General features: G+C 58.9%; 20 protein-coding genes. 7 read left to right on the top strand and 13 right to left on the bottom strand.

Going from position 1 to position 25,575, the window contains the following annotated elements:
* The first annotated feature begins 57 nt into the window (after nt 1–57).
* Nucleotides 58–468: a CidA/LrgA family protein gene (locus ACF8PE_RS20245; protein ID WP_032616019.1), complete on the top strand. Its 411-nt coding sequence runs from the start codon at nt 58–60 to the stop codon at nt 466–468.
* The gene (locus ACF8PE_RS20240; protein ID WP_032616021.1) at nt 461–1,150 is read left to right on the top strand and encodes an LrgB family protein; all 690 of its coding nucleotides are present in this window, start codon (nt 461–463) and stop codon (nt 1,148–1,150) included. The genes ACF8PE_RS20245 and ACF8PE_RS20240 overlap by 8 nt, the downstream gene beginning before the upstream one ends.
* 74 nt (nt 1,151–1,224) lie before the next feature.
* Here ACF8PE_RS20240 and ACF8PE_RS20235 read toward each other — a convergent pair whose 3' ends face one another.
* Nucleotides 1,225–2,499 (bottom strand): ABC transporter substrate-binding protein, encoded by a 1,275-nt coding sequence (locus tag ACF8PE_RS20235; RefSeq protein WP_059308940.1) that lies wholly within the window; start codon nt 2,497–2,499, stop codon nt 1,225–1,227.
* A 98-nt stretch (nt 2,500–2,597) separates the two neighbouring features.
* Nucleotides 2,598–3,893: a Gfo/Idh/MocA family protein gene (locus ACF8PE_RS20230; RefSeq protein ID WP_059308939.1), complete on the bottom strand. Its 1,296-nt coding sequence runs from the start codon at nt 3,891–3,893 to the stop codon at nt 2,598–2,600.
* 47 nt (nt 3,894–3,940) lie between these two features.
* Between ACF8PE_RS20230 and ACF8PE_RS20225 the strand changes: the two genes are divergently transcribed.
* On the top strand, nt 3,941–5,518 hold the full coding sequence (locus ACF8PE_RS20225; protein ID WP_032616027.1) for a hypothetical protein: 1,578 nt from the start codon (nt 3,941–3,943) through the stop codon (nt 5,516–5,518).
* A gap of 210 nt (nt 5,519–5,728) precedes the next feature.
* On the opposite strand, the gene actP is transcribed toward ACF8PE_RS20225, so the two are convergent.
* The 3 genes from actP to acs all read right to left on the bottom strand — a co-directional run bounded on the left by actP (nt 5,729) and on the right by acs (nt 9,788).
* Nucleotides 5,729–7,378, bottom strand: a complete 1,650-nt coding sequence (actP, locus tag ACF8PE_RS20220; protein ID WP_032616029.1) for a cation/acetate symporter ActP — start codon at nt 7,376–7,378, stop codon at nt 5,729–5,731.
* Nucleotides 7,375–7,689 carry a DUF485 domain-containing protein gene (locus ACF8PE_RS20215; protein ID WP_032616031.1) on the bottom strand — a complete coding sequence of 105 codons (315 nt, stop codon included), beginning with the start codon at nt 7,687–7,689 and terminating at the stop codon, nt 7,375–7,377. Before ACF8PE_RS20215 ends, actP begins: the two co-directional genes overlap by 4 nt.
* Nucleotides 7,690–7,829: 140 nt before the next feature.
* Nucleotides 7,830–9,788, bottom strand: coding sequence for an acetate--CoA ligase (acs, locus tag ACF8PE_RS20210; RefSeq protein ID WP_032616033.1), 1,959 nt, complete (start codon nt 9,786–9,788; stop codon nt 7,830–7,832).
* A gap of 420 nt (nt 9,789–10,208) precedes the next feature.
* Between acs and gltP the strand changes: the two genes are divergently transcribed.
* A complete protein-coding gene (gene gltP / locus ACF8PE_RS20205; RefSeq protein WP_032616035.1) occupies nt 10,209–11,522 on the top strand; it encodes a glutamate/aspartate:proton symporter GltP in 1,314 nt (437 codons plus the stop codon).
* A gap of 88 nt (nt 11,523–11,610) precedes the next feature.
* On the opposite strand, the gene ACF8PE_RS20200 is transcribed toward gltP, so the two are convergent.
* Together ACF8PE_RS20200 and fdhF are read right to left on the bottom strand one after the other, a co-directional pair.
* Nucleotides 11,611–12,285: a tetratricopeptide repeat protein gene (locus ACF8PE_RS20200; protein ID WP_032616037.1), complete on the bottom strand. Its 675-nt coding sequence runs from the start codon at nt 12,283–12,285 to the stop codon at nt 11,611–11,613.
* A 253-nt stretch (nt 12,286–12,538) separates the two neighbouring features.
* The gene (fdhF, locus tag ACF8PE_RS20195; RefSeq protein ID WP_392495213.1) at nt 12,539–14,686 is read right to left on the bottom strand and encodes a formate dehydrogenase subunit alpha; all 2,148 of its coding nucleotides are present in this window, start codon (nt 14,684–14,686) and stop codon (nt 12,539–12,541) included.
* A 263-nt stretch (nt 14,687–14,949) separates the two neighbouring features.
* Between fdhF and ACF8PE_RS20190 the strand changes: the two genes are divergently transcribed.
* Nucleotides 14,950–15,681 (top strand): response regulator, encoded by a 732-nt coding sequence (locus tag ACF8PE_RS20190; protein WP_032616044.1) that lies wholly within the window; start codon nt 14,950–14,952, stop codon nt 15,679–15,681.
* Here the strand turns inward: ACF8PE_RS20190 and ACF8PE_RS20185 are convergent.
* The 6 genes from ACF8PE_RS20185 to ACF8PE_RS20160 all read right to left on the bottom strand — a co-directional run bounded on the left by ACF8PE_RS20185 (nt 15,678) and on the right by ACF8PE_RS20160 (nt 21,984).
* Complete coding sequence (locus ACF8PE_RS20185) at nt 15,678–16,691, bottom strand: carbohydrate kinase family protein (protein ID WP_392495212.1); 1,014 nt, start codon at nt 16,689–16,691, stop codon at nt 15,678–15,680. The genes ACF8PE_RS20190 and ACF8PE_RS20185 overlap by 4 nt on opposite strands.
* Complete coding sequence (locus ACF8PE_RS20180; RefSeq protein ID WP_059308934.1) at nt 16,688–17,548, bottom strand: ketose 1,6-bisphosphate aldolase; 861 nt, start codon at nt 17,546–17,548, stop codon at nt 16,688–16,690. Before ACF8PE_RS20180 ends, ACF8PE_RS20185 begins: the two co-directional genes overlap by 4 nt.
* A gap of 10 nt (nt 17,549–17,558) precedes the next feature.
* The gene (locus ACF8PE_RS20175) at nt 17,559–18,245 is read right to left on the bottom strand and encodes a D-lyxose/D-mannose family sugar isomerase (RefSeq protein WP_117386873.1); all 687 of its coding nucleotides are present in this window, start codon (nt 18,243–18,245) and stop codon (nt 17,559–17,561) included.
* A 130-nt stretch (nt 18,246–18,375) separates the two neighbouring features.
* The gene (locus ACF8PE_RS20170; RefSeq protein ID WP_059308932.1) at nt 18,376–19,317 is read right to left on the bottom strand and encodes an ABC transporter substrate-binding protein; all 942 of its coding nucleotides are present in this window, start codon (nt 19,315–19,317) and stop codon (nt 18,376–18,378) included.
* 154 nt (nt 19,318–19,471) lie between these two features.
* Nucleotides 19,472–20,467: a ribose ABC transporter permease gene (locus tag ACF8PE_RS20165; protein ID WP_032616052.1), complete on the bottom strand. Its 996-nt coding sequence runs from the start codon at nt 20,465–20,467 to the stop codon at nt 19,472–19,474.
* 2 nt (nt 20,468–20,469) lie between these two features.
* On the bottom strand, nt 20,470–21,984 hold the full coding sequence (locus tag ACF8PE_RS20160; RefSeq protein WP_032616054.1) for a sugar ABC transporter ATP-binding protein: 1,515 nt from the start codon (nt 21,982–21,984) through the stop codon (nt 20,470–20,472).
* A 563-nt stretch (nt 21,985–22,547) separates the two neighbouring features.
* On the opposite strand from ACF8PE_RS20160, the gene ACF8PE_RS20155 reads away from it, so the two are divergent.
* Both ACF8PE_RS20155 and yjdP read left to right on the top strand, forming a co-directional pair.
* Entirely contained in the window at nt 22,548–24,830 is a 2,283-nt protein-coding gene (locus ACF8PE_RS20155; protein ID WP_392495211.1) for an ATP-binding protein, read from the top strand.
* Between the two features lie 72 nt (nt 24,831–24,902).
* Nucleotides 24,903–25,223: a DDRRRQL repeat protein YjdP gene (yjdP, locus tag ACF8PE_RS20150; protein WP_032616058.1), complete on the top strand. Its 321-nt coding sequence runs from the start codon at nt 24,903–24,905 to the stop codon at nt 25,221–25,223.
* The last annotated feature ends 352 nt before the right edge of the window (nt 25,224–25,575 follow it).

Here is a 25,575-nt window from a genome sequence, read left to right as displayed (position 1 = left end):
AGTCAATTACGGGCGCTGACTATACTGGCGCTCCGTCTCATTTTGAGGAAATCCCCCATGACCGTGGCGTTAGGTCGCGTTACGCCTGCCGTCGTGCAACGACTCCAGGTACCGGTTCAGGTACTGCTTTACGCGGGTCTTTTTGTCTTCGCTGAATACCTTGTTGGCTGGCTACATCTGCCGCTGCCGGCCAATCTGGTCGGGATGGTGCTGATGTTCAGCCTGATCCTCTGCCGCGTTATTCCCCTGAATTGGGTGCGGGCAGGCTCACGCTGGCTGCTGGCAGAAATGCTGCTGTTTTTTGTGCCCGCGGTGGTGGCGGTGGTGAATTACGTCCAGCTGCTGATGGTGGATGGCTGGCGCATCTTTGCGGTGATCGCCCTGAGCACGCTGATGGTGCTGGGTGCCACCGCGTGGGTGGTGGATAAAGTCTATCGCTTTGAGATTAGCAGGCAGAAACATGACTAACTTTCAGGTCAGCGTGCTCTGTCTGGTGGTGACGCTGATTATCTATTTCGCCAACAAGCGCCTGTATCGTCGCTTTCGCAAACTTCCCCTGATGCCGCTGGTCTTCACCCCGATTTTGCTGGTAATGATGCTGGTGTGGGGGCATATCTCCTGGCAGAACTATATCGGTGAGGCGCACTGGCTGCTGTGGCTGCTCGGCCCGGCGACCATCGCCTTCGCGGTGCCCGTGTACGACAACCTCGCGGTGATCAAACGCCACTGGATGTCGCTTTCGGCCGGGGTGATCACCGCCACGGTGGTGGCCGTCACCAGCTCGGTCTGGCTGGCGCGGTTGTTTACCCTGTCGGATGAGATCCAGCGCAGCCTGGCGGTGCGCTCCGTCACTACGCCCTTTGCGCTGGCCGCGGCAAAACCGCTCGGCGGGCAGCCGGATCTGGTGGCGCTGTTTGTGGTGGTCACCGGGGTGTTTGGCATGGCGGTGGGGGACATGCTGTTTTTGCGGCTCTCGATCCGCGAAGGGATGGCGAAAGGGGCCGGGTTTGGTGCCGCCTCCCATGGCGCTGGCACCGCCCGCTCCTATGAGCTGGGCCAGCAGGAGGGGGTGGTCGCCAGCCTGGTGATGATGCTCTCCGGCGTGGTGATGGTGCTGGTGGCACCGCTGGTGAGCTGGTTAATGTTCTGAGTCTTGCCCGGCGGCACGGCGCTTGCCGGGCCTGCGGTTCTCCAGGTCGGTAAGCGCCGCGCCATGCGACAATACTAACGGTTTAAACGCCGCACAATCCGCTCCACCTGCTGGCGGAAATCCGCTGCGACCTGAGCGGGAAGCTGGCCCTGCTCCAGTTTTTCCCGCGCGGCGGTGAACCTGTCGATCACCTGCAAATCTTCAATATAGGGCGTGGCGACGGCGGTCGTGTGCAGCGACTGCGCCTGGCGCAACCCGGCGATCACCGGATCCTGCGGGTCAATCAGCCCCTGCTCTGTGAGCTGTGTTTCCGCCGCCTTGTTAAGCGGAATACCGCGCTCCAGCCCCAGCGCCTCTACCGACTGCGGATCGTTAAGCAGGTAGTTCACCAGGATTGCCGCCTCTTTGGGATGCTTTGTGGATTTTGCCACCGACAGCATCTGCGCCGTTTTGAAATACACCCCCGATTCCTCCGTCCCGGGCTGCATGACGTAATCCCCCAGCACCAGCTTCGCGGGCGGGGTCATGTTGTTGGCAAACATGCGAATGGTAATGTTCCAGGTGAACAGGCCGCCCCATTCGCCGTTGATCCACGGCTTCATCTCATAGAGGTTGCCTTTGCCGTAGGAGGAGAGGGTTTTGGGCGACGGCAGAACGTGGTCATCGCTCAGGCGCTTCACAAAACTGAAGGCCTCATCCCACTGCGCGTCGTTCCAGGCGAAGGTGCCGTCGCTATTGAACATCGGCTTGCGGTGCGTCTGCATCATGTAGGCATTGAGCAGCAGAATGACATCCTGATCGACCATGGTGTAGGGATAGTAGTTGTTGCCCAGTTTCTGCTGGAAGGTTTTCCCGGCGGCAAAAAACGCCTCCCAGTTTTTCGGGTACGCCAGCCCGGCTTTCTGCCAGGTCACGTCGTTATAGTAAAAGACCGGGGCGTTGACGGAGACCGGCAGGCCGTTGAGCTTGCCGTTGATTGTGGTGGATTGCAGATCCTGAGCCTGATACTGGCTTAAATCCAGCTCCGCTTTCAGTTTGTCGAGATCGTAATACCCGTCGCCGTTTTTGGAGAAGATTATCAGCCACGGCCAGTTGGTCTGCATCACATCCGGCTCGGTGCCGCTCGCCATCTGGGTGGTCAGGCGCGAAAGATGCCCGTCCCAGCCGGTGTATTCGGCCTTCACTTTAATATCCGGGTGCGACTTTTCGAAGGCGTCCAGCGCCTTCAGCGTGGCCTGGTGGCGGCTGTTGCCACCCCACCACGACATGCGTAATTCAACGGGCTGCGCCCAGGCAGAGGTACAGGTAAATAACAGCGATGCGATGACACCTGACAGGAGTTTATTCATTTTTTATCTCCGGAATTTTTATTATTAAACAGGTGAGTAACGACACAATACTGACCAGTCGCGCTGGCGCGGCCTCCTGCCGCGCCTTCATCATGCTCCTAGCGTTTCGTCAGACGGGAAACCAGCTCGAACTCCTTAAAATTGACCGGACGTTGCTGCTGCATGGAGATATTGCCCGCAATCCCGGTCAGGATGGACATAGCCCCTGCCCGGTGGTCGGCTGCGCGCTGCAGCGGATCCTGGCCCGGCGTGCCAAACAGGTCGGCCAGCATGGCGTTATCGCCGCCGCCGTGGCCCCCTTCACCGAGGCTGAATTCCGCTTTCCAGGGTTCGGCAAACATCGGGAAGACGGTGAGATCGCACTGCTCCAGGCTGCCCTCGTTTTCGCGATCGCCCCCGGCGTTGACGTAGGACTTCTCGACGATCTTCATCTCCAGACGACCTTCGGTGCCGTTAAAGACCACGTTCAGCCCTTCCCACGGCAGGTAGGCGTTCAGGGAGTAGGTGAGCTGCACCTGATTTTGATATTTAACCAGTACCGACAGGGTGTCTTCGATGGTGATGCCATCGCTGAACACGCTCTGGTCGCGGAAGTAGTTATCTTCATGCTCGGCATCGAGATAGAGCGCCTTAAGCTGGGCGTTCTCCGCCATCTGCAGGGCAAACGGATCCGCTTTCGCGTCGGCAAAGCCGTGGGCACGCGGGTAGAACTTCGTCACGCCGCGCTGCTCGGCGTTCTCCCTGCCGTAGAATTGCAGGCTGCCTTCGGCGTAAACCCGTTCCGGGTAGCTGCCGAGCCAGAAGTTCATCAGATCGAAATGGTGGGTAGATTTGTGTACCAGCAGGCCGCCACTGTTGCGCTTTTCCCGGTGCCAGCGGCGGAAGTAGTCTGCGCCATGTTCGGTGTTGAGCAGCCACTCAAAGTGTACCGAAGTAACCTTGCCAATCGTGCCCTGCATCAGCAACTCGCGCACCTTGCTGTGGTGCGGGGCGTATCGGTAGTTGAAGGCCACCCGCACGCTGCGGCCGGTCTCTTCGATGGCATCGAGAATGCGCAGGGCGCGTTGTTCGTCGATGGTCATGGGTTTTTCGGTGATCACATCGCATCCGGCGTGCAGCGCCCGAACGATGTAGTCGTCATGGGTGCGATCCATGGTGGTCACGATGACAACATCGGGACGCGTTTCGCGGATCATCTCTTCAAACTGCGCCGCCTGCCAGAGGGAAACCGGCTCTGCCCCTTCGTTTTTTAATAGCTGCCGGGCATACTCCATGCGCGTCCTATTGGTATCGCAGAAGGCGACCAGTCTGGCATTTTCCCGCCAGGCACCGCCGATAGCGGAAATATATAAACCAGCACGACCACCGGTTCCTACCAGAGCATAATTTTTCATGGCATCCTCAAGTCAAATAGCAAAATAAATATCAGCAAGGTGACGCAATGAAACGTATTCCACATCAGTTGATGGAGCTGAACAGCACTTTTATCTGGCACTGGCCCTGGTTTATTCAGGGGGTGAAAAGCGCGAAACAGCACGGTTTCACTGGGATCATCCTGCACCAACAGGAACTGCTTTCGGTACTTGCCACGCCCTCGGCATTAAGCCAAAAGCTCAACGTCGAGAACCTTATTCATCAGCAAAATTACGCCCTGCAATATTTAATCCGCGTCGATCGCTATCTGGCGGAAAATAACTTATCGTTCTGGCTGCAAGGGGAGGCCGCGCCGGATGACGATATTATTAAGCGTAAATTTCCTGAACTGACGTTCGACGAAAAAAGCGCGCCGGATTTCTGGCACCAGTTTTATGCCGCCATATTGCATCCGCTATTACACGCCTTGCCCCACCTCAGCGGGCTTATTCTCAGCCTGACGACACCGGACTTTCAGACCACCCGCTGGCAGCAAAGCCTGCATGATGTCTGGAGCCTGCTGCGCGCCCGGGGCAAAAAGCTCATCCTGCGCGACTTTATTGATAACAGCTGGCCGCGACAGCAGCTGGCTAACATTCTGGCGACGCTCCCGGACGACGTCCGGGCCTCGGTTAAAGCCACGGAGCTGGATTACCATCCCGGCTTTGCCAACCATCCGCACATCGCCACCCTGCCGGGGCATAAAAAGTGGATCGAGTACGATCTCTTCGGCACCGGTTACGGCTGGACCGCGCTGCCGTGTTATCTGGGCGATGAGATCAGCGGGCGCTTAAGCTGGGCGCTCAGCGCCGCCGAAAACGAAATCGAAGCTATAACTTCCCGCGTGAGCTGGCAGTGGCTGCCCGACAGCCGGGTGATGGACTCCGCCAACGCCATCAATCTGTTCGGTCTCACCGCCGCCAACCAGGCCGCCGATGCGGCGTTGCCCGCCACCTTCGATCGCTGGGCGGAACATCATCAGCTCGGCTTTCGCTCTTTGCAGGACAAGCATCAGCTCTCGGCCATTGTCCACGCCAGCTACGACTGGTTGTGTAAAACGCCAAACCTCCTCGGGCGACGGCTGCACTACCAGAGCCAGATCCCGGAGAGCATTGCCCAGGCGCAGCAGCTGCTGCATATGGACACCCGCAGCGCCAACTGGCTGCACGCCTGGCAGCCGCTGATGCCCGCCGACGATCCTGCGCTGGGCAAAGAGCAGCGTGAGCGGATGGCGCTAGAGAAAGAGGCCGCCTGCTTCCTCGCATCACGCACGCTGCAAAATCTGCGGGAGCTCATGCCGCGGATAACCTGCCAGGACGATACCCTGGCTACCCTGCTCGCCGCCTGGCGCAGCGCGGAAATCTACAGCCAGATGTTCTCCCACGTGGCCGCCGCGGTGACCGACGTGTTGTGGCGGGATCACTACGGTGCGAACAGTCTGCCTGCTGACACCCTGCAGAAGCATCAGCAGCGGCTGCTTCACTACACCGACACCCTGAATCGCTGGCTGGCGGACCCACCCGCCAGCGGCCCCTTGTTCCTGCCGCTACTCCTCAGCCCGGAGCGGCTGGAGCGCTTTGCCAGAAGCCTGAGCGAGTCGCTGTGACTAAAGCATAAAAACTGAGACGGGGATTGTCTGTACGGGGGGCAGAGGGAAAGCCGGGGATTGAGGTGAAATCGGGAAAAGTGTGATGGCCTTTGCGAATTGTAGATAAAGCCTGTGATGCACATCGGCTTTTTCCGTTCTGGCGACGTGATAAACGTCACCAGAAGGGGAAAAAAATGTGATCCCCGACCAGCGGCCGGGGAGGGGGTTTTAGTGCGCGCGGCCCTGTTCGACGCCCAGGCCGGTTTGTGAACGGATAAACTGGGCGCGGAATTTCTCACGCTCCAGGTTACCTTCTGGCGAGTTATCGGTAGCGGAGAAGAACCAGATGCCGATGAACGCCACGGCAATAGAGAACAGCGCCGGGTATTCATACGGGAAGATGGCGCTTTCGTGGCCGAGGATCTGCACCCAGATGGTCGGGCCGAGGATCATCAGGATCACCGCCGTCAGCAGCCCCAGCCAGCCGCCAATCATCGCGCCGCGTGTGGTCAATTTAGACCAGTACATGGAGAGCAGAATGATCGGGAAGTTGCAGCTTGCCGCAATGGAGAAGGCCAGTCCCACCATAAAGGCGATGTTCTGTTTCTCGAACAGAATGCCGAGCAGGATCGCCACCACACCCAGTACCAGCACGGTGATTTTGGAGACTCGCAGCTCGTCGCGCTCGCTCGCACCCTTACGGAAGACGTTGGCGTAGAGGTCGTGCGATACCGCAGAGGCACCAGCCAGCGTCAGCCCGGCCACCACCGCAAGGATAGTGGCGAAGGCCACGGCGGAGATAAAGCCGAGGAACAGGTTGCCACCCACCGCGTCGGCAAGGTGTACCGCCGCCATGTTATTACCGCCGATCAGCGCACCCGCCGCGTCTTTAAACGCCGGGTTCGCCCCCACCAGCATGATCGCGCCAAAGCCGATGATAAAGGTCAGAATGTAGAAGTAACCCATAAAGCCGGTGGCGAAGAAGACGCTCTTACGCGCTTCACGCGCATCGCTCACGGTGAAGAAGCGCATCAGGATATGCGGTAAGCCCGCCGTACCAAACATCAGCCCCAGGCCAAGCGACAGTGCGGATATCGGGTCTTTGACCAGCCCGCCCGGGCTCATGATCGCTTCCCCTTTCGGATGCACCGCCATCGCTTCGGTGAACAGGTTATTGAAGCTAAAGCCGACGTGCTTCATTACCATAAAGGCCATAAAGCTGGCACCGAACAGCAGCAGCACCGCTTTGATGATCTGTACCCAGGTGGTGGCGAGCATGCCGCCAAACAGCACGTACATCACCATCAGTACGCCAACCAGAACTACCGCAACGTGATAGTTCAGACCGAACAGCAGCTCAATCAGCTTGCCGGCACCCACCATCTGCGCAATCAAATAGAGGGCCACAACCACCAGCGAACCGCAGGCAGAGAGCATACGGATGGGGCCTTGTTTCAGACGATAGGAGGCGACGTCTGCAAAGGTATAGCGCCCGAGGTTACGCAGGCGTTCTGCAATCAGGAACAGAATGATCGGCCAGCCAACGAGGAACCCGAGGGAGTAAATGAGGCCATCATAGCCGGAGGTATACACCAGCGCGGAGATCCCGAGGAAGGAGGCGGCGGACATAAAGTCACCCGCAATCGCCAGCCCGTTCTGGAAGCCGGTAATGTTTCCGCCCGCCGTGTAGTAATCGTTACGGGAGCGCACGCGTTTCGATGCCCAGTACGTGATGTACAGCGTCAGCACGACGAAAATCAGGAACATGATAATCGCCTGCCAGTTGGTTGGCTGACGCTGAACCTCGCCGGTAATGGCATCTGCCGCATGGGCAGCAAAGGGAAGTGTGGCGGCAAGCGCCGTCAGAACTCGCTTCATGATGCTTTTACCTCGTGCAGGACAGCCTTATTAAGCCGATCGAATTCGCCGTTCGCACGCCAGACGTAGACGCCCGTCAGCACAAACGAAATGATGATAACGCCAATGCCAATTGGAATACCGCGCGTGACGCTGGTGCCGGCGTGCAGCGGCGTACCAAGCCAGTGCGGCGCAAAGGCGATCAGTAAAATAAAGCCGACGTAGATAATCAGCATGATGATGGAAAGAATGAAGGCGAACCGTTGCCGTTTTTCGACAAGCTCCCTGTAGTGCGCACTGTTCTCTATCTGCTGACAAATATCGTTATTCATCAGATTCTCCAGAAGTATCGGTAGGGTTGAGGTTTATTGTTATTCCCTCTCCCGGAGGGAGAGGGTTAGGGTGAGGGTGAAGGAAGGAGCGATCTGATGCCCTCACCCCAGTCCTCTCCTACAGGGAGAGGGAGAAAAAATTACGAAGGCATTGCGATGGCCTGCTTCTCTTCGAGCAGTTTGTCCACCACGCCAGGATCGGCGAGCGTTGAGGTATCGCCTAAGTTGCTGGTATCACCCGCGGCGATTTTGCGCAGAATACGGCGCATGATCTTGCCGGAGCGGGTTTTCGGCAGTGAGTCGGTCCAGTGCAGTACGTCCGGGGTGGCAAGCGGGCCGATCTCTTTACGTACCCAGTTACGCACTTCGGTGTACAGTTCCGGCGACGGCTCTTCGCCGTGATTCAGCGTGACGTAGGCATAAATCGCCTGGCCTTTGATGCTGTGGGGAATACCGACGACTGCCGCTTCGGCAATCTTCGGATGCGATACCAGCGCCGATTCAATCTCGGCAGTGCCCAGACGGTGGCCGGAGACGTTCAGCACGTCGTCCACGCGACCGGTGATCCAGTAGTAGCCATCTTCATCACGACGCGCACCGTCGCCGCTGAAGTACATGTTTTTGAAGGTGGAGAAATAGGTCTGCTCGAAGCGCTCGTGATCGCCAAACAGCGTGCGCGCCTGGCCCGGCCAGGAGTCGGTGATCACCAGGTTGCCCTCGGTGGCTCCGTCCAGCGGGTTGCCTTCGTTATCCACCAGCGCAGGCTGCACGCCAAAGAACGGACGGGTCGCGGAGCCGGCTTTCAGCTGGGTCGCGCCTGGCAGCGGGGTGATCATGAAGCCGCCGGTTTCGGTCTGCCACCAGGTATCGACAACCGGGCACTTCTCGTTACCGATCTTCTTCCAGTACCACTCCCAGGCTTCCGGGTTGATCGGCTCGCCCACGGACCCGAGGATGCGCAGGGAGGAACGGTCGGTCCCTTCAATGGCCTTGTCGCCTTCGGCCATCAGCGCGCGGATCGCGGTTGGCGCGGTGTAGAGAATATTGACCTGGTGTTTGTCCACCACCTGGCTCATGCGCGCCGGGGTCGGCCAGTTTGGCACCCCTTCGAACATCAGCGTGGTCGCGCCACAGGCCAGCGGGCCATACAGCAGGTAGCTGTGACCGGTGACCCAGCCCACGTCGGCGGTACACCAGTAAATATCACCCTGATGATAATCAAAGACATATTTGAAGGTGGTCGCGGCATAGACCAGATAGCCGCCAGTGGTATGCAGCACGCCCTTTGGCTTGCCGGTGGAACCGGAGGTATAAAGGATAAACAGCGGATCTTCCGCGTTCATTGCTTCTGGCTGGTGCTGGTCGCTGGCCTGCTCAATCAGGTCGCTCCACCACAGGTCGCGGCCCTCATGCCATTCAACCGCATTACCGGTGCGCTTGAGCACAATCACGCTGTTGACGCTGTTCACACTCGGGTTTTTCAGCGCCTCATCGACGTTCTTTTTCAGCGGAACGGCACGGCCCGCACGCACGCCTTCGTCGGCGGTAATCACCAGTTTTGAACTGGAGTCGATAATGCGACCGGCAACCGCTTCCGGCGAGAAGCCGCCGAAGATGACGGAGTGCACCGCGCCGATGCGGGCGCAGGCCAGCATCGCGACGGCCGCTTCCGGTACCATTGGCATATAGATAGCAACCACATCACCTTTTTTGATGCCCTGGGCCAGCAGAACGTTGGCAAAGCGGCAGACATCGCGGTGCAGTTCGCGGTAGGAAATATGTTTGCTCTGGGATGCGTCGTCGCCTTCCCAGATGATGGCCGTCTGATCGCCGCGCTCGGCAAGATGACGGTCCAGGCAGTTGGCGGCGAGGTTCAGCGTGCCGTCTTCATACCATTTAATAGAGACATTGCCGGGGGCAAAGGAGGTGTTCTTGACCGTTTGATAAGGGGTGATCCAGTCAAGAATTTTGCCCTGCTCGCCCCAGAAGGCGTCAGGGTTGGTAATCGACAGCTGATACTTCTCCTGGTACTGCTCCGGGTTGATCAGGCAGCGGTCCGCAATATTTGCGGGAATGTCGTGTTTATGGACCTGGCTCATGGTTTTTGTTCTCCTTGTAGAATGTTAATAATATGTCGCAAAAACGTTAATTGTAGGGGCTTTGGGACCTTTGTTTACTATTTGGGCGACAGATCACGCAAAAATTAAAGAGTTCGAAAATTGAGCAAATGACACTTTGCAGAAAAATAATTACTCTTGAGGATTATTTGCATTTATAGATAAAAAAGCGTTTTTATAACAAAAGGTTATTTATCATTACTGATATAAATTAGCGTGATAACGCCTTTTGTCAGTCAAATGCCTCGTTCTTAAAGGCTTGCGCAGCATGCCGTGCAAATGGTACTGATACCGCGCGTTAAAAAACCCCATAAATGAACGCAACACAATTCATACCCTTTCAGTATGTGTCGTCCCCGCCGTTTTACGAGTACGAACACTTCATTGAGGAAGTCTCTTGTTATGAAAAATTTGAAAGTCAGCCTGGCCTGGCAAATTTTGCTGGCCCTTGTGCTGGGTATCTTGCTGGGCAGTTATCTGCATTATCACAGTGACAGCCGCGAATGGCTGATCGCCAACTTACTGTCGCCAGCCGGTGATATCTTTATTCATCTGATCAAGATGATTGTGGTGCCGATTGTCATTTCTACGCTGGTGGTCGGGATTGCCGGGGTCGGCGACGCGAAGCAGCTCGGGCGTATCGGCGCAAAAACCATCCTTTATTTCGAAGTGATCACTACGGTCGCGATCATTCTTGGCATCACGCTGGCGAATGTGTTCCAGCCTGGCGCGGGTATTGATATGTCGCAGCTGGCAACGGTGGATATTTCGAAATACCAAAGCACAACCGCAGAAGTGCAAAGCCATTCTCATGGCCTGATGGGCACGATCCTGTCGCTGGTGCCGACCAATATCGTGGCGTCGATGGCGAAGGGCGAAATGCTGCCGATCATCTTCTTCTCGGTGCTGTTTGGTCTGGGCCTGGCGTCGCTGCCCTCCACCCATCGCGAGCCGCTGGTGACCGTGTTCCGCTCCATCTCTGAAACCATGTTCAAAGTCACCCATATGGTGATGCGTTATGCGCCGGTTGGGGTATTCGCGCTGATCTCCGTGACGGTGGCGAACTTCGGTTTTGCCTCCCTGTGGCCGCTGGCGAAGCTGGTGCTGCTGGTACACTTCGCCATCCTGTTCTTCGCCCTGGTGGTGCTGGGGCTGGTGGCGCGGATATGTGGCCTGAGCATCTGGATCCTGATCCGCATCCTGAAAGACGAGCTGATTCTGGCGTACTCCACCGCCAGCTCCGAGAGCGTGCTGCCGCGTATTATTGAGAAGATGGAAGCCTACGGGGCGCCTGCGTCAATCACCAGCTTCGTGGTGCCGACCGGTTACTCGTTCAACCTGGACGGCTCTACGCTGTACCAGAGTATCGCGGCGATCTTCATTGCCCAGCTGTACGGTATCGACCTCTCCCTGTGGCAGGAGATCGTGCTGGTACTGACGCTGATGGTGACCTCAAAAGGGATTGCTGGCGTGCCGGGCGTGTCGTTTGTGGTCCTGCTGGCGACGCTGGGTAGCGTGGGTATTCCGCTGGAAGGGCTGGCGTTTATCGCCGGTGTTGACCGTATCCTCGACATGGCGCGTACCGCGCTGAACGTGGTGGGTAATGCGCTGGCGGTGCTGGTGATTGCCAAGTGGGAACACAAATTCGACCGTAAGAAAGCCCTGGCGTATGAGCGCGAGGTGCTGGGCCGTTTCGATAAGACGGCTGACCAGTAGTGTAAAAAAAGCCCGGTGGCACTGCGCTTACCGGGCCTACCATACTATTCCCTCTCCCCTTTTGGGAGAGGGTTAGGGTGAGGGGAATTTACTCCCCGCTCAATGCATCAAACTCCTCGCAGCCGGTATCAAACCCTTCGCTACAGCTCAGATTAAACCAGTACAGCGCCTTCTGTTTATTGGGGGTGATAAACCCGGCCTCGCCCTGATGAAACACCTGACCTGCCCAGTATTCCGCGTAACCCGTGCGCGAGAGGGCGGAGCTTTGCTTAAACCACTGCGCGGCCTGCACATCATCCTGCGCCACCTCCACGCCGTTGGCGTAGATCAACCCCAGCAGCAGTTGGGCATCGACAGCGGCGTCATCCTCGGTATTCGCCGCGGCTTTATGCAGTAAGGTCAGTGCCTGCGGGTAGTCGGTTTGCCCGGCACGGGTATTCACCAGCAACCGCGCCAGCATCACCGCACCCGGCGAACTGCCCGCCACCGTGGCCTGCTGCGCCAGCCCCTTTGCCTGGGTTAAATCGCCGTGTTTAAACTTGATTTGCGCCAGCAGCGCCATGGCATCGATATCGCCGTTTTTGGCTGCTTTTTCGGCCCAGGTTTCGGCCTGCTTATCATCACCCGAGCTGTAGTAGGTTTCGGCGAGGTAATACTGAGCGCGGCTGTCGCCCGCCTCAGCCTGCTTCAGGTACTGGCCGCCAATCTCTTCGGCGCCCACCAGGGAAGAAAAAAGGATCAATAAAAGATAAAGAGATTTCATGCGTTATTTTCGTAGGGGTAGATAACGGGCAGTATAAGCGTGGGACGAGAAGAAAAAAATGGGTGCATTAAGACCTCCACTATCCACAAGCCGGGCGGGTTTCCCCGCCCGCTGACGTTAGCCTGCCGCGCAGGCTGATTTAGCCGCCACGTCGTGCTGTTCATCCTTTATACCCGTCATACATCACGTAGCTGACGCCTATAAAATGGAGTGAATACTCACCCCATTTTTTTATGGTTCCGTTAATTAAGCCTTAGCCAGTGGCCATTTCACGTAAGGTATTTTTCAGTTTGTTATATTCCTCAAGAACATATTGTTCGGCAGCCGATTGATCCGCAATGGGTTCCACGCGCACCGCACAATATTTATATTCCGGCGTTTTGGTTATTGGGCTTAAATTCTCCGTCACCAGCTCGTTACAGGCGCCGATCCACCACTGGTAAGTCATGTACACTGCCCCGACGTTTGGCCGGTCACTCACCTGAGCGCGGGTAATGACCCGGCCTTTGCGTGAGTTGACCCACACCAGCGCCTCATCCTCAATGCCCAGCCGTGCGGCATCCTCAGTGTTAATTTGCACATAGCCGGGTTCGTCGGCCAGCGCCGACAGGGCCGCACAGTTGCCGGTCATCGAGCGGCAGGAGTAGTGACCCACTTCGCGCACCGTGGAGAGCACCAGCGGATAGTCGTCATCCAGCTTATCAATGGGGGCCATCCAGTCGCAGGTGAAGAACTGCGCCAGCCCGTTCGGGGTATCAAATTTTTCCGCGAACAGGTACGACGTGCCCTGATCTTCTGGCGATTCATCCCGGCAGGGCCACTGGATATAGCCCAGCTCGCCCATCTTTTCGTAGGTTGCGCCCTTAAAGCCCGGACACAGCTGGCGCAGCTCATCCCAGATTTGCTGGGTGTTGTCGTAGTGCATCGGATAACCCATCCGGGTCGCAATCTCGCTGATGATCTGCCAGTCGGTTTTCAAATCCCACTTCGGCTCGACCGCCTTAAAGAAGCGCTGGAAGCCGCGATCGGCGGCGGTGTAAACCCCTTCATGCTCGCCCCAGGAGGTGGACGGCAGGACGACATCCGCCACCGCCGCGGTTTTGGTCATAAAGATATCCTGAACAATCACCAGCTCCAGATCGGCAAAGGCCTGACGCACCGCCGGAAGTTCGGCATCGGTTTGCAGCGGATCTTCGCCCATGATGTACGCCGCCCGCACCTCGCCGTGGGCCACACGGTGCGGCAGTTCGCTGATGCGGTAGCCGGGATGCGCAGGCAGGCTCGCCACGCCCCAGGCTTTCGCAAATTTCTCGCGGTTTTCTGGCAACTTAACAAACTGGTAGCCCGGGTAGGTATCCGGCAGCGCGCCCATGTCGCAGGCACCCTGCACGTTATTCTGGCCGCGCACCGGGTTGACCCCGACGTGGGCTTTGCCGAGATTGCCGGTCAGCATCGCGAGGCTGGTGAGCGAGCGCACCGTTTCCACCCCCTGCCAGAACTGGGTGACACCCATCCCCCACAGCAGGGTGGCCGTTTTCGCTCCGGCATACAGACGCGCGGCCTGGCGGATCTCTCCCGCACTCACGCCGGTAATGGCCTCGACCGACTCCGGCGTATAGCGTTCAACGATCTTACGGTACGCCTCAAAGCCTTCCGTGCGGGCAGTGACGAAGGCCCGATCGTAGAGCTGCTCGGCAATAATCACGTGGCCGATGGCATTAAGCAGGGCGATGTTTGAGCCGTTTCGCAACGCGATATGCATATCGGCAATGCGCGCGGTTTCGATGCGCCGCGGATCGCAGACGATAATCCTGGCCCCGTTCTGCTTCGCGCGCAGAATGTGGTTCGCGACGATCGGATGTGAATCCGCCGGGTTATAGCCGAAAATAAACACCAGATCGGTGTTATCAATCTCGTTGATGGCATTGCTCATGGCGCCATTCCCGACCGACTGGTGCAGACCTGCAACCGAGGGGCCGTGTCAGACGCGTGCGCAGCAGTCGACGTTGTTGGTGCCAATCACGGCGCGCGCAAATTTTTGCATGATGTAGTTGGTTTCATTCCCGGTGCCGCGCGAGGAGCCGGTGGTCTGGATCGCATCCGGGCCGTGCTGCGCCTTGATGGCGCTGAGACGACGGGCGACGTAATCCAGCGCTTCATCCCAGGAGACGGACTCCAGCTTGCCGCCACGTGTGCGCTGGATCATGGGGGTTTTCAGCCGCGGGGTCAGGATTTGGGTGTCGTTGATAAAATCCCAGCCGTAGTAGCCCTTCAGGCACAGCTTGCCCTGGTTGGTTTTCCCCCCGGCTGCCTCGGCACGGACGATGCTGCCGTTATCGACGACCAGGCTTATCTTGCAACCTGATGCGCAATAGGGGCACACCGTGATGACGTTTTTCATCGGTCTCGCTCCAGTGTAAATGATGCTGACGTGTTGGTTTATTATGCGGCTTGCAGGCCACATTCTTATTGTGGGATTGCCCTGACTTTACGGGTGAATTCGGGTCAAAACCCTGACAGAAAACAGGCCCACGTCAAAAAATGCGACGGCGAAAGCGATGGGGATGTGACGGCGGTTGAAGATCCGCGAGGGAAAGGACGTTTTGGCTGGAGCCTTGCACAGAATGGGCCAGACTGATCACTATCTCCCTGATGGAATCCAGTATGAAACCAGCAATTCTGGTGGTCGATGACGACACCGCGGTCTGCGAACTGTTGCAGGACGTCCTCAATGAGCACGTCTTCACTGTCCATGTGTGCCATAACGGCCAGGATGCCCTGCGTCTGGCGCAGCAAGCGCCGGAGATCGCGCTGGTGCTGCTGGATATGATGCTGCCGGATATCAACGGCTTGCAGGTGCTACAGCAGTTGCAAAAGCAGCGCCCCGAGCTGCCGGTGATCATGCTGACGGGCCTGGGCAGTGAATCGGACGTGGTGGTCGGCCTCGAGATGGGCGCTGACGACTACATTGGTAAACCCTTCAACCCCCGGGTGGTGGTGGCGCGCGTCAAAGCCGTGCTGCGCCGCACCGGTGCGCTGGCGGCAGAGCCGGTGGCCGTGCGGGCAGCCGGGATCAGCTTTAACGGCTGGACGCTGGACACTACCCGCTGTGAATTGATCGACGCCCGGCGCGGCGTGGTCGCCCTGACCCAGGGCGAGTACGGTTTGTTGCTGGCGCTGACGCAAAACGCGCGTCGGGTACTCAGCCGGGAGCAGCTGCTGGAGCTGACCCACAGCGAAAGCGCGGAGGTGTTCGATCGCACCATTGATGTGCTGATCATGCGCCTGCGACGCAAAATTGAAATTAACCCCCATCAGCCGCTGCTGATTAAAACCATCCGTGGGCTGGGCTATGTCTTTGCCGCCGACGTGCTGCATGGAGACAGGGCGGCCTAGGCCAGCGGATTCTCCTCGATAAAGTGCTGTAACTCCGCAAGGGTTTTTGCCCCGTCGATGGCGTTGGCCGCCAGCAGGCTGGCCCGGGCGCAGGCATGCGCCATGCGGATGCTCTCTGCCAGCGACAGCGAGTCGTGGCAGCCATACAAAAAACCCGCGCAGAAGGCATCCCCCGCGCCGACGCTGCCGACGATCTCGTCCTGACTCAGCCGCCACGAAGGGATCCAGCCTCCTTCTTCGCCCGGCTCTTGTCCCCAGGCCCCTTCCGGGCAGTGGATCACCACCCGCGCCTTCACCCCCGCCGCCAGCAGCTCTGCCGCTGCCGCGGCAATATTGGCGATCGCGGGCGCATCCCGGTCATCGCGCGTTGGCAGGCCGCTGAACTCGCCCGCCTCCAGCTCGTTGATCACCAGATAATCAAGATGGCGCAGGGCAGGGAGCACCAGCGGCTGATAGCGCGGATCGCCCTTGCGCGACACGAGGTCGAGAGAGGTCTGGAACCCCAGCTCGCGCATCTGCGCCAGCAGACGCGCGCTGCGGGTGCCGTACTCCTCGTCCGGCTTATCCAGGCTGTCCAGCAGCAGGAGATAGCCCAGATGGAAGATTTTCATGCTCTGATCGAGCCGGTCAAAGGCGGGCAGATCCAGCAGCCGGTTGGCCCCCGGCGAGTGGAAAAAGGTGCGCTGGCCGCTGGGGTCGGTCATCACCTGTGACATGGAGGTAGGGGCAAACGTGGTGCGCTGTACCCGCTGGCGGTTGACGTGATACTGGTCGAGCATGGCGAGAATGTAATCCCCGTCGTGATCGTCCCCAACCAGTCCCACCGCCTGCAGCGGGAGTCCGGCACGCATTTTCGCCAGGGTTAACAAGACGTTGAGCGGTGCCCCACCGGTGGCGCGCTCGCTGTGGGTGATCTCCGCCAGCCAGCCGCGCTCGGGCCACTGCACAATCTGATGAACATGATCCACCAGCATGTTGCCCGCCGCGATAATCCCCCGGCGTTCCATCATGCGTACCCCGCGCTGCCAAAGGTTCGCATCTGCGCGGCCACGGTGTCGGTGATCGCCTCTTCGATGCCGAGCAGCAGTTCAGCAAACTCATCGTACAGCGGCTGTCGGTTGGCCATCCGCTGTTCCACCGCCGCCAGCGCCGCCTGCGACATGCCGGTGTAGAAGTTAATTTTGTGGATCCCGAGTTCAATGGCGCGACGGAAATCGGCGTCGCTGATCCCGGACCCGCCGTGCAGCACCAGCGGCAGGCCGGTTTGCTGCCGGATGGCATCAAGACGGGCAAAATCGAGCTTCGGCTCGCCCTTGTACTTGCCGTGAGCGTTGCCAATCGCCACCGCCAGCGCATCGATGCCGGTCTGATCGACAAACTCCCGTGCCCGCAGCGGATCGGTAAAAAGCGCTTCGTCGGCATGACCATACAGGGCGCCGCCCTCATCGCCACCGACGGCACCAAGCTCCGCCTCCACCGACACGCCCACCGCGTGGCACATCTTCACCACTTCCCGCGTCTGGCGGATGTTCTCTTCGTAGCTCAGGGTGGAACCGTCAAACATCACCGAGCTAAAGCCTAAACGCAGCGCCCGCACCACCGCTTCGAAATGCAGGCCGTGATCGAGATTCAGCACCACCGGAATATCATGCCGGGCGGCTTCGAATTTCACCGCCTCCACCAGTGAATCGAGCGACACATACTTAAAATGCACTTCGGCAATGTTGATGATAAATGGCGAATTCTCCTGACGAGCCGCGGCAAACAGTGCCCGCAGGAAGTGAGAGTCGAGGACGTTAAACGCCCCCAGTGCGTAACGGTGTTCGCGGGCGTGCGCCAGCCCGTCGGCGAGAGAGATAAGCGGCATGATTCACTCCTTACAGGCGAAACAGGCTGTATTCATTGCACAGGACCAGCACGGCCGGTTCGTCTTCATCGATATTGTTATAGCGGGCGGTAGGGTGCAGGAAGTGGTTGTCTGTCTCGTCGTCATTGACTGACGAGACTTCACCCACCAGCACATCACCAAAGCCCTTTTCACCCCAGAAGCTGTGGTATATGCCGGGCGGCAGGCAGATGCTCTCCCCCGGTGCGAGGCGGATATGGCTACCCGCCACGTGGGTCTGCTGGCATCCATCAATGGCGACCTTGATATCGCCAGCCTCTTTCTGTTCATGCTCATCGGCATTCCACAGCTCAACAATCAGGTTTCCGCCGCCGCGGTTGATGATGTCTTCGCGTTTGCGCCAGTGAAAATGCAGCGGCGTCACCTGGCCTTCACGCACGTGCATGATCTTCTCGGCATAGCATTTGTTCCAGGGTTTGCCGCCGGGAGAGCCGTTGCGCAGGGCAAAGAGGGTTAAGCCCTGCGTCGCAAAGTTATCGCCGCCGAACGCGGTCACATCCCAGCCTAGCCGCAGATCGAACACTTCTTGCCAGGCATCGGCGTCAAGCTGCTGCCAGCGGCCAGGCGGGAAGCTGGCAAAGGGGGGTAAATGCACATCGTGCATCGAGAAAAACTGTCGTGTGTGGCCGAGGATCTCGTTAATTTCGGAGCGTTTCATAATGACTCCTTGAGTGATGTGCAAATATTACCCCTCACCCTAACCCTCTCCCCATAGGGGAGAGGGAATCTGAACACCCTCTCCCCTATGGGGAGAGGGCCGGGGTGAGGGGCATCAGGCCGCACAAGGCTTACTTAACCGTCCAGCCTTTATAATTGCCGACGTTGCTCTTATCGATCATCGTCACCGGGATCAGCACGGGCTCTTTCGGCGCGGGTTTGCCCTGTAATATGTCATAGCCGATCTCAACCGCTTTCGCCGCCATGACCTGCGGATCTTGCGCCGGGGTGGCGATAAACAGGGAGTTTTCGCGCTTCAGCGCCTCTTCGGCATCTGGCGAACCATCGACGCCCACAATAAAGAACTCATTACGTTGCGCCTGTTTTGCTGCCAGATCAGCACCGATCGCGGTCGGATCGTTGATGGCAAACACGCCGTCGATCTTCGGATTGGCGGCCAGCAGGGAGGTCATCACCTCCAGCCCACCGTCACGGCTGCCTTTGGCGTTCTGGTTCCAGGAGAGCACTTTGATATCCGGGTGGCGCTTGAATTCAGTCTGGCAACCTTCCACGCGGTTTTGTACCGCAGAGACCGGCGGTCCGTTGATGATCACCACGTTGCCTTTGCCTTTCAGGCGGTCGGTGATCAGCTTACAGGCCATCTCACCGGCCTGGGTGTTGTTGGAGGTAATGGTCGCATCGGCACCCTCTGCCGCGACGTCAACCGCCACCACCACGATCCCGGCGTCTTTCGCGCGCTTCACCGCCGGGCCGATCCCTTTTGAATCCGCGGCGTTAAGAATGATCATATCGACCTTCGCGGCGATAAAGTTATCAATCTGAGAAACCTGCTGGCCGAGATCGTAGCCGCTGGACACCAGCGTCACTTTCACGTTATCCCCCGCCAGTTTGCGCGCTTCCAGCTCCGCGCCTTTGGTGATCTGCACAAAGAACGGGTTGGCCAGATCGCCCACCGTCACGCCGATGGACTTCAGCTCTTTGGCCTGGACAAACGGACTTGCTGCAAGCAGTGCGCCAGCACAGAGCGCGGTAACTAATGGCTTTAATCTCATGCTGTATTCCTCACGTAGGGTTTTCCCGTCATCCTTCTGGCCGCAGATGCGTTGGCTGCGCGCATTCACCCGAATCACTGACGACAGTCAGCGCATCGGGATTCATACACTTGCCGCCTCCCTGCGACCAGAATGATTCAGGGAAATATTGTTGTTATGCACTTTGATGGTGTCGGGTACGGTATTTGTCGATCAGCACCGCAATGATGATCACCGCCCCTTTGATCACCAGTTGCCAGAAATAGGAGACGCCCATCAGCGTCATGCCGTTGTTAAGGGTGGCGATAATCAGCGCGCCCACCAGCGTGCCGGTGATGGTGCCGATCCCGCCGACAAAGCTGGTGCCGCCGAGGATCACCGCCGCGATGGCGTCCAGCTCATAGCCGGTGCCGAGGTTGCCGTTGGCGCTGTATAGCCGCGAGGCGCTCATCACCCCGCCGAGACCCGAGAGCAGGCCGCTCATGCCGTAGACAAACAGCAGCACCAGCCAGACCTTTATGCCCGTTAAGCGCGCGGCCTGCATGTTGCCGCCTACCGCGTAGATATGAACCCCGAGCGTGGTGCGGCGCAGGATGAACCAGCAGACCGCGATCACCGCGAGGGCAATCACCACCAGCCATGGCACCGGCCCGAGATAGTTATTGCCGATCCATTCAAAACTGATGCTGGAGTTGATCACCGTGGTGCCGTCGGCCAGCAGATATGCCGCGCCGCGCAGCGCCGTATAGGTGCCGAGCGTGACGATAAAGGGCGGTAGCCCGGCAAAGGCCACCAGTGCCCCGTTAAAAGTGCCGAGCACCAGCCCGAGCATCAACGCTGCTGGCACCGAGAGCATGGACAACTCCGGCATCAGCGAGACCACCATCGCCGCCACCGCGGTGGTGCCCAGAATCGAGCCGACCGAGAGGTCGATGCCGCCGGTCAAAATAATGAAGGTCATCCCCGCCGCCAGCACGATGTTGATCGACGCCTGGCGGGTAATGTTCAGCAGGTTGCTTTCGGTAAAGAAGTTTGGCGCGATAAAGCCAAATACCGCGACAATCAGGATCAATATCGGCAGGATACCGATGGTTTGCATCAGATCGCCCATCAGCATTTTTTTGGCGGAGGCCGCTTTGGCCACCTGTTGCGGAGTGTTTGGTTGCGTCATGGTTATACCGCCCGATGATGAGAGTCGTTAACGCCGGTCGCCAGCGTCATGATGTTTTCTTGTGTGATATCGGCCCGATGGAGTTCACCGGCAATGCTCCCTTCGCGCATGACATACACGCGATCGCTCATGCCGACCACTTCCGGCAGTTCGCTGGAGATCATCAGGATCGCCACCCCTTTGCGCGCCATCTGGTTCATGATCCGGTAGATCTCGCTTTTGGCGCCCACGTCCACGCCGCGGGTCGGCTCGTCAAGGATCAGAATGCGTGGGCTGATCGCCACCCAGCGGGAGATGAGCAGCTTTTGCTGGTTGCCGCCGGAGAGACCGCCCGCCCGCACCTGAGAATGCGGGACGCGAATATTGAGCAGGGCGATGGCGTCATCGGAGATGGACTGCGCTTTTTTGCGATTCAGCATGCCGAAGGTAGCGTCGCGCTCCAGCGTCGCCATGGTGATGTTCTCCTGTGCCGCCAGTTCCAGAAACAGCCCCTGCTCCTTGCGGTTCTCGGTTAAGAAGCCAATTCCGTGATCGATGGCGGCGCGCGGGGAGTGGATCACCACCGGCTCGCCATCCACCTCAATCATTCCGCCCGTGGCCTTGCGCACACCGAAAATCAGCTGCGCCAGTTCGGAACGTCCGGCACCCACCAGCCCGGCAAGGCCGACGATTTCGCCGGAGCGCACCTGCAGGCTGCAGGGCTGCACTTTGCCGCCGTCGGTCAGGTGGTGAACGTTCAGGCGCGGGCTGCCGAGCGGGATATCGCGCTCTTTGTTGAACAGATCGCTCAGCGGCCGCCCGACCATCATCCGCACCAGCTCAGAGGCGTTGAGCTTGTCGCGGGTGAGACTGCCGACGTATTGCCCGTCGCGCAGCACGCTAACCCGGTCGGATAACTCATAGACTTCGGCCATGCGGTGGCTGATATAGATGATCGCCATTCCTTCGTCGCGCAGGCGCAAAATCAGCTCGAACAGACGGTGGGTCTCGCGTGAGGAGAGGGCGGCGGTGGGTTCATCCATCACCAGAATGCGGCTGTTGCGGTGCAGCGCGCGGGCAATTTCCACCTGCTGCTGCTCGGCGATGGTCAGCTTCATCACCAGGTCGGTGGCTTTGAAATGCGCGCCAAGACGATCGATCACCGCCTGAGCCTGGGCGGCCATCTCTTTGCGCTGCACCAGCCCGCCGCGTGACAGCTCGCTGCCAAGGAAAATGTTCTCTGCCACGGTGAGGTTAGGGGCGAGCTGCATCTCCTGATAGATCAGGGTGATACCAGCCGCCAGGGCATCTTTCGGGCCTTTGATGTTAAATGGCTTGCCGTCGATCAGGATCTCGCCGCTGGTGGCGATGTAGGCCCCGGCGAGGATCTTCATCAGGGTGCTTTTTCCGGCGCCATTTTCGCCCATTAAGGCGTGGATCTCGCCGGGATAGACCGTCAGATCCACACCCTTCAGCGCGTGAAAGCTGCCAAAGGTTTTGGCAATGTTGCGCATCTCTAAAACCGGGGTTCTGCTCATGGCGGATCTCCTGTGACGTTCGATATCCGCACTTCATCACATCCCGGTAAATGCAAAATGTCAGAAGTCGTTCATATTTGTCATAGTTATGAATAGTTAATGTGGATCACAGTTACGCCACTGAATCGCTTTCTCCCCTCACCCCGGCCCTCTCCCCAAAGGGGAGAGGGAGTAACGGTTCCCTTTCCCCTTTGGGGAAAGGGTGTACGGTCCCCTCTGGCCTTTGGGAAAAGGGGGCTGTTCCCTTTCTCCTTTGGGGAAAGGTGTAACTGTTCACGCTCTCCTTTGTGGAAAGGGGGTGACTGTTCCCTCTCTCCTTTCTGGAAGGGGTGACTGTTCCCTCTCTCCTTTGTGAAAGGGGTGACTGTCCCCTCTCTCCTTTGTGGAAGGGGTGACTGTTCCCTCTCTCCTTTGTGGAAAGGGGTAATTGTTCCCGCTCCCCTTTGTGGAAGGGGTTAACTGTTCCCTGTTCCCTTTGGCGGGGAGTCACTGTTCCCTCTCCCTTTTGGGGAGAGGGTTAGGGTGAGGGGTAAGAGCCTCAAACCGCACAGGAGCTGATATAAATGCCCTCACGCCGTCCCCCCTTCTTCGCCAGCGCCCGTGGTCGCCTGCTGATCTTTAATCTGCTGGTGGTGGCGGTAACCTTAATGGTCAGCGGCGTGGCGGTGCTGGGCTTCCGCCATGCCAGCCATATCCAGGAGCAGGTACAGCGTCAGACGCTGGACGACATGACCGGCAGCATGAACCTGGCGCGTGAAACCGCCAACGTGGCGACGGCAGCAGTCAGGCTATCCCAGGTGGTAGGGGCGCTGGAGTATAAAGACGAAGCCAACCGCCTGAAACAGACCCAGACGGCACTGGTTCACGCGCTGGAGCAGTTGGCCGATGCGCCGCTGGCGCAGCAGGAGCCAGCCCTTGTGAAGCGGATCATCCAGCGCAGCAATGCGCTACAGCAAAGCGTGACCGGCATGCTGGAGCGCGGGCAGCGACGCCACCTGGAGCGTAACGCCCTCCTCAGTTCGCTCTACCAGAGCCAGAGCTATCTTCGCCATCTGCAGGACATTAACCGTCGCTACGCCAGTAACCTGCCCGACGCCCGGCTGCTCAGTGAGATGGACCGGCTGATTGCCGCCGCCATCGAAACCCCCTCGCCGCGCGCGACTATTCAGCAGTTGGATACGGTAACGGCGATGCTGCCCCGCCAGGCCATACAGCCAGCGGTAAGCTTCGTACTGCCCGATTTCAACGCCGAGCTGAACAAGCTCGGCCCGCTCTCCGGGCAGCTGGAAGAGAGCGATCTGGCGATCAGCTGGTATATGTTCCACATCAAGGCGCTGGTGGCGATCTTAAACAGCGATATCAATCAGTATGTGGAGCAGGTGGCACAGGCCTCCCGGCAGCGCACCGCCGAGAGCCATCAGGAGCTGCGCTCGATCAGCGTCTTTATCACGGTATCTGTCGTGCTGGCGCTGATCATCACCGCCTTTGCCTGCTGGTATATCTACCGCAACCTGGGCACCAACCTGACCGCCATCTCCCGGGCGATGTCGCGGCTGGCCCACGGCGAACAGGATGTCTCGGTGCCTGCGCTACAACGCCGGGATGAGCTGGGCGAACTGGCCCGGGCATTTAACGTCTTTGCCCGTAATACCGCCTCGCTGGAGCACACCACCCGGCTGCTGAAAGAAAAAACCTCGCAGATGGAGGTGGATCGCCTCGAACGTCAGGGGCTGGAAGAGGCACTGCTGCACAGCCAGAAGATGAAGGCCGTCGGGCAGTTAACGGGCGGACTGGCGCATGATTTCAACAACCTGCTGGCGGTGATCATCGGTAGCCTGGAGCTGGCCGATCCCCATTCGCCGGATGCCCCGCGCATCGGCCGCGCGCTGAAGGCCGCCGAACGCGGAGCGCTGTTGACCCAGCGTCTGCTGGCGTTTTCCCGCAAGCAGTCCCTGAACCCGCACGCGGTGGAGATGAAGCCCCTGCTGGAAAACCTGGCCGAGCTGATGCGCCACTCCCTGCCTGCAACGATTGTGCTGGATATCGAAGCGCAAACCCCGGCATGGTCCGCGTGGATTGACGTCAGCCAGCTGGAAAACGCCATCATTAACCTGGTCATGAACGCCCGCGATGCAATGGAAGGGCAAAGTGGGACGATCAAAATCCGTACCTGGAACCAGCGCGTGACCCGCAGCGACGGACGCAGGCAGGACATGGTAGCGCTGGAGGTGATCGACCACGGCAGCGGGATGTCGCAGGAGATAAAGTCCCGGGTCTTTGAGCCGTTCTTCACCACCAAACAGACCGGAAGCGGCAGCGGGCTGGGGCTGTCGATGGTCTACGGCTTTGTGCGCCAGTCCGGCGGGCGGGTAGAGATCGAAAGCGCGCCGGGGCAGGGCACCACCGTGCGGCTGCATCTGCCGCGCGCCACCCTGCAGGCGCTACCCGCGCCGGAAGCCGGGGCAACCACCGCCTTGCCGCCAGGCGACCGGTTGGTGCTGGTGCTGGACGATCAACCCGACGTCCGGCAGACGCTGTGCGAACAGCTGCACCAGTTGGGCTACCTGACGCTGGAGGCCGAGACCGGCGAACAGGCGCTGCAGATGCTGAATGCCTCTGCGGATATTGAGATGTTTATCAGCGATTTAATGCTGCCCGGCAATCTGAGCGGCGCCGAGGTGATTCAGCATGTGCGCCAGCATTTCCCGCATCTGCCGGTGCTGCTCATCAGCGGCCAGGATCTGCGTCCTGCGCACAACCCGCAACTGCCGGACGTGGCGCTATTACGTAAACCCTTTACCCGTGAGCAGCTGGCGCAGGCGCTGCAAAAAGCGGCCAGAATTTGAGATTCCTCCGCTACTCGCGCTACCTGCCGTTCATTACCGTAAAGCCAGCTCAACCGCTGTGAGACTGGCTTTATGAAACGTTACTCCACCGCTCTGTTATTTGGTCTGCTCTCTTTAACCAGCCAGCTGGCGCATGCCGACATCGTTGATGAGGCGATTGGCAATATTCAGCAGGCGATCAACGACGCTTATAATCCCAACAGCAGTCGCAACAATGATGACGATGACCGATACGATCAGCGGCGTCAAAGCGACAGCCGACAGTATGACGATCGCCGCAGACAGCTTGAGGACCGGCGTCAGCGTCTGGATGAGCGGCAGCGCCAGTTGGATGAAGACCGGCGTCGCCTGGAAGATGACGAACGGCGGTTAGAGGATGATTACGATCGTTAAGTACGTGTGGCCTGATGCCCTGACTCCGGCCCTCTCCCGTAGGGCTGAGGGCTCCCCACAAAAAATAGGCTCGGTCGGCCCTCTCTCCTGATATTGGCACGGTCAGCTCCCGCTCCTGATACTGGCACGGTCGGCCCCCTCTCCTGATACTGGCACGGTCGGCCCCCTCTCCTGATACTGGCACGGTCGGCCCCCTCTCCTGATACTGGCACGGTCGGCTCCCGCTCCTGATACTGGCACGGTCAGCTCCCTCTCCTGATACTGGCACGGTCAGCTCCCGCTCCTGATACTGGCACGGTCGACCCCCTCTCCTGATACTGGCACGGTCGGCCCCCTCTCCAGATATTGGCAC

The sequence above is a fragment of the Leclercia sp. GLN_9 genome (assembly GCF_043105735.1).
In the GTDB taxonomy this organism is placed as follows: domain Bacteria; phylum Pseudomonadota; class Gammaproteobacteria; order Enterobacterales; family Enterobacteriaceae; genus Enterobacter; species Enterobacter adecarboxylatus.
Note: the sequence above shows the minus strand (reverse complement) of the source record. Positions and strands in the feature narration are given on the sequence as shown.

Coding starts and splice junctions, on each gene's coding strand:
- ACF8PE_RS20245 (WP_032616019.1), top strand. CDS start 58: ATGACCGTGGCGTTAGGTCGCGTTACGCCTGCCGTCGTGCAACGACTC.
- ACF8PE_RS20240 (WP_032616021.1), top strand. CDS start 461: ATGACTAACTTTCAGGTCAGCGTGCTCTGTCTGGTGGTGACGCTGATT.
- ACF8PE_RS20235 (WP_059308940.1), bottom strand. CDS start 2,499: ATGAATAAACTCCTGTCAGGTGTCATCGCATCGCTGTTATTTACCTGT.
- ACF8PE_RS20230 (WP_059308939.1), bottom strand. CDS start 3,893: ATGAAAAATTATGCTCTGGTAGGAACCGGTGGTCGTGCTGGTTTATAT.
- ACF8PE_RS20225 (WP_032616027.1), top strand. CDS start 3,941: ATGAAACGTATTCCACATCAGTTGATGGAGCTGAACAGCACTTTTATC.
- actP (WP_032616029.1), bottom strand. CDS start 7,378: ATGAAGCGAGTTCTGACGGCGCTTGCCGCCACACTTCCCTTTGCTGCC.
- ACF8PE_RS20215 (WP_032616031.1), bottom strand. CDS start 7,689: ATGAATAACGATATTTGTCAGCAGATAGAGAACAGTGCGCACTACAGG.
- acs (WP_032616033.1), bottom strand. CDS start 9,788: ATGAGCCAGGTCCATAAACACGACATTCCCGCAAATATTGCGGACCGC.
- gltP (WP_032616035.1), top strand. CDS start 10,209: ATGAAAAATTTGAAAGTCAGCCTGGCCTGGCAAATTTTGCTGGCCCTT.
- ACF8PE_RS20200 (WP_032616037.1), bottom strand. CDS start 12,285: ATGAAATCTCTTTATCTTTTATTGATCCTTTTTTCTTCCCTGGTGGGC.
- ACF8PE_RS20190 (WP_032616044.1), top strand. CDS start 14,950: ATGAAACCAGCAATTCTGGTGGTCGATGACGACACCGCGGTCTGCGAA.
- ACF8PE_RS20185 (WP_392495212.1), bottom strand. CDS start 16,691: ATGATGGAACGCCGGGGGATTATCGCGGCGGGCAACATGCTGGTGGAT.
- ACF8PE_RS20180 (WP_059308934.1), bottom strand. CDS start 17,548: ATGCCGCTTATCTCTCTCGCCGACGGGCTGGCGCACGCCCGCGAACAC.
- ACF8PE_RS20175 (WP_117386873.1), bottom strand. CDS start 18,245: ATGAAACGCTCCGAAATTAACGAGATCCTCGGCCACACACGACAGTTT.
- ACF8PE_RS20170 (WP_059308932.1), bottom strand. CDS start 19,317: ATGAGATTAAAGCCATTAGTTACCGCGCTCTGTGCTGGCGCACTGCTT.
- ACF8PE_RS20165 (WP_032616052.1), bottom strand. CDS start 20,467: ATGACGCAACCAAACACTCCGCAACAGGTGGCCAAAGCGGCCTCCGCC.
- ACF8PE_RS20160 (WP_032616054.1), bottom strand. CDS start 21,984: ATGAGCAGAACCCCGGTTTTAGAGATGCGCAACATTGCCAAAACCTTT.
- ACF8PE_RS20155 (WP_392495211.1), top strand. CDS start 22,548: ATGCCCTCACGCCGTCCCCCCTTCTTCGCCAGCGCCCGTGGTCGCCTG.
- yjdP (WP_032616058.1), top strand. CDS start 24,903: ATGAAACGTTACTCCACCGCTCTGTTATTTGGTCTGCTCTCTTTAACC.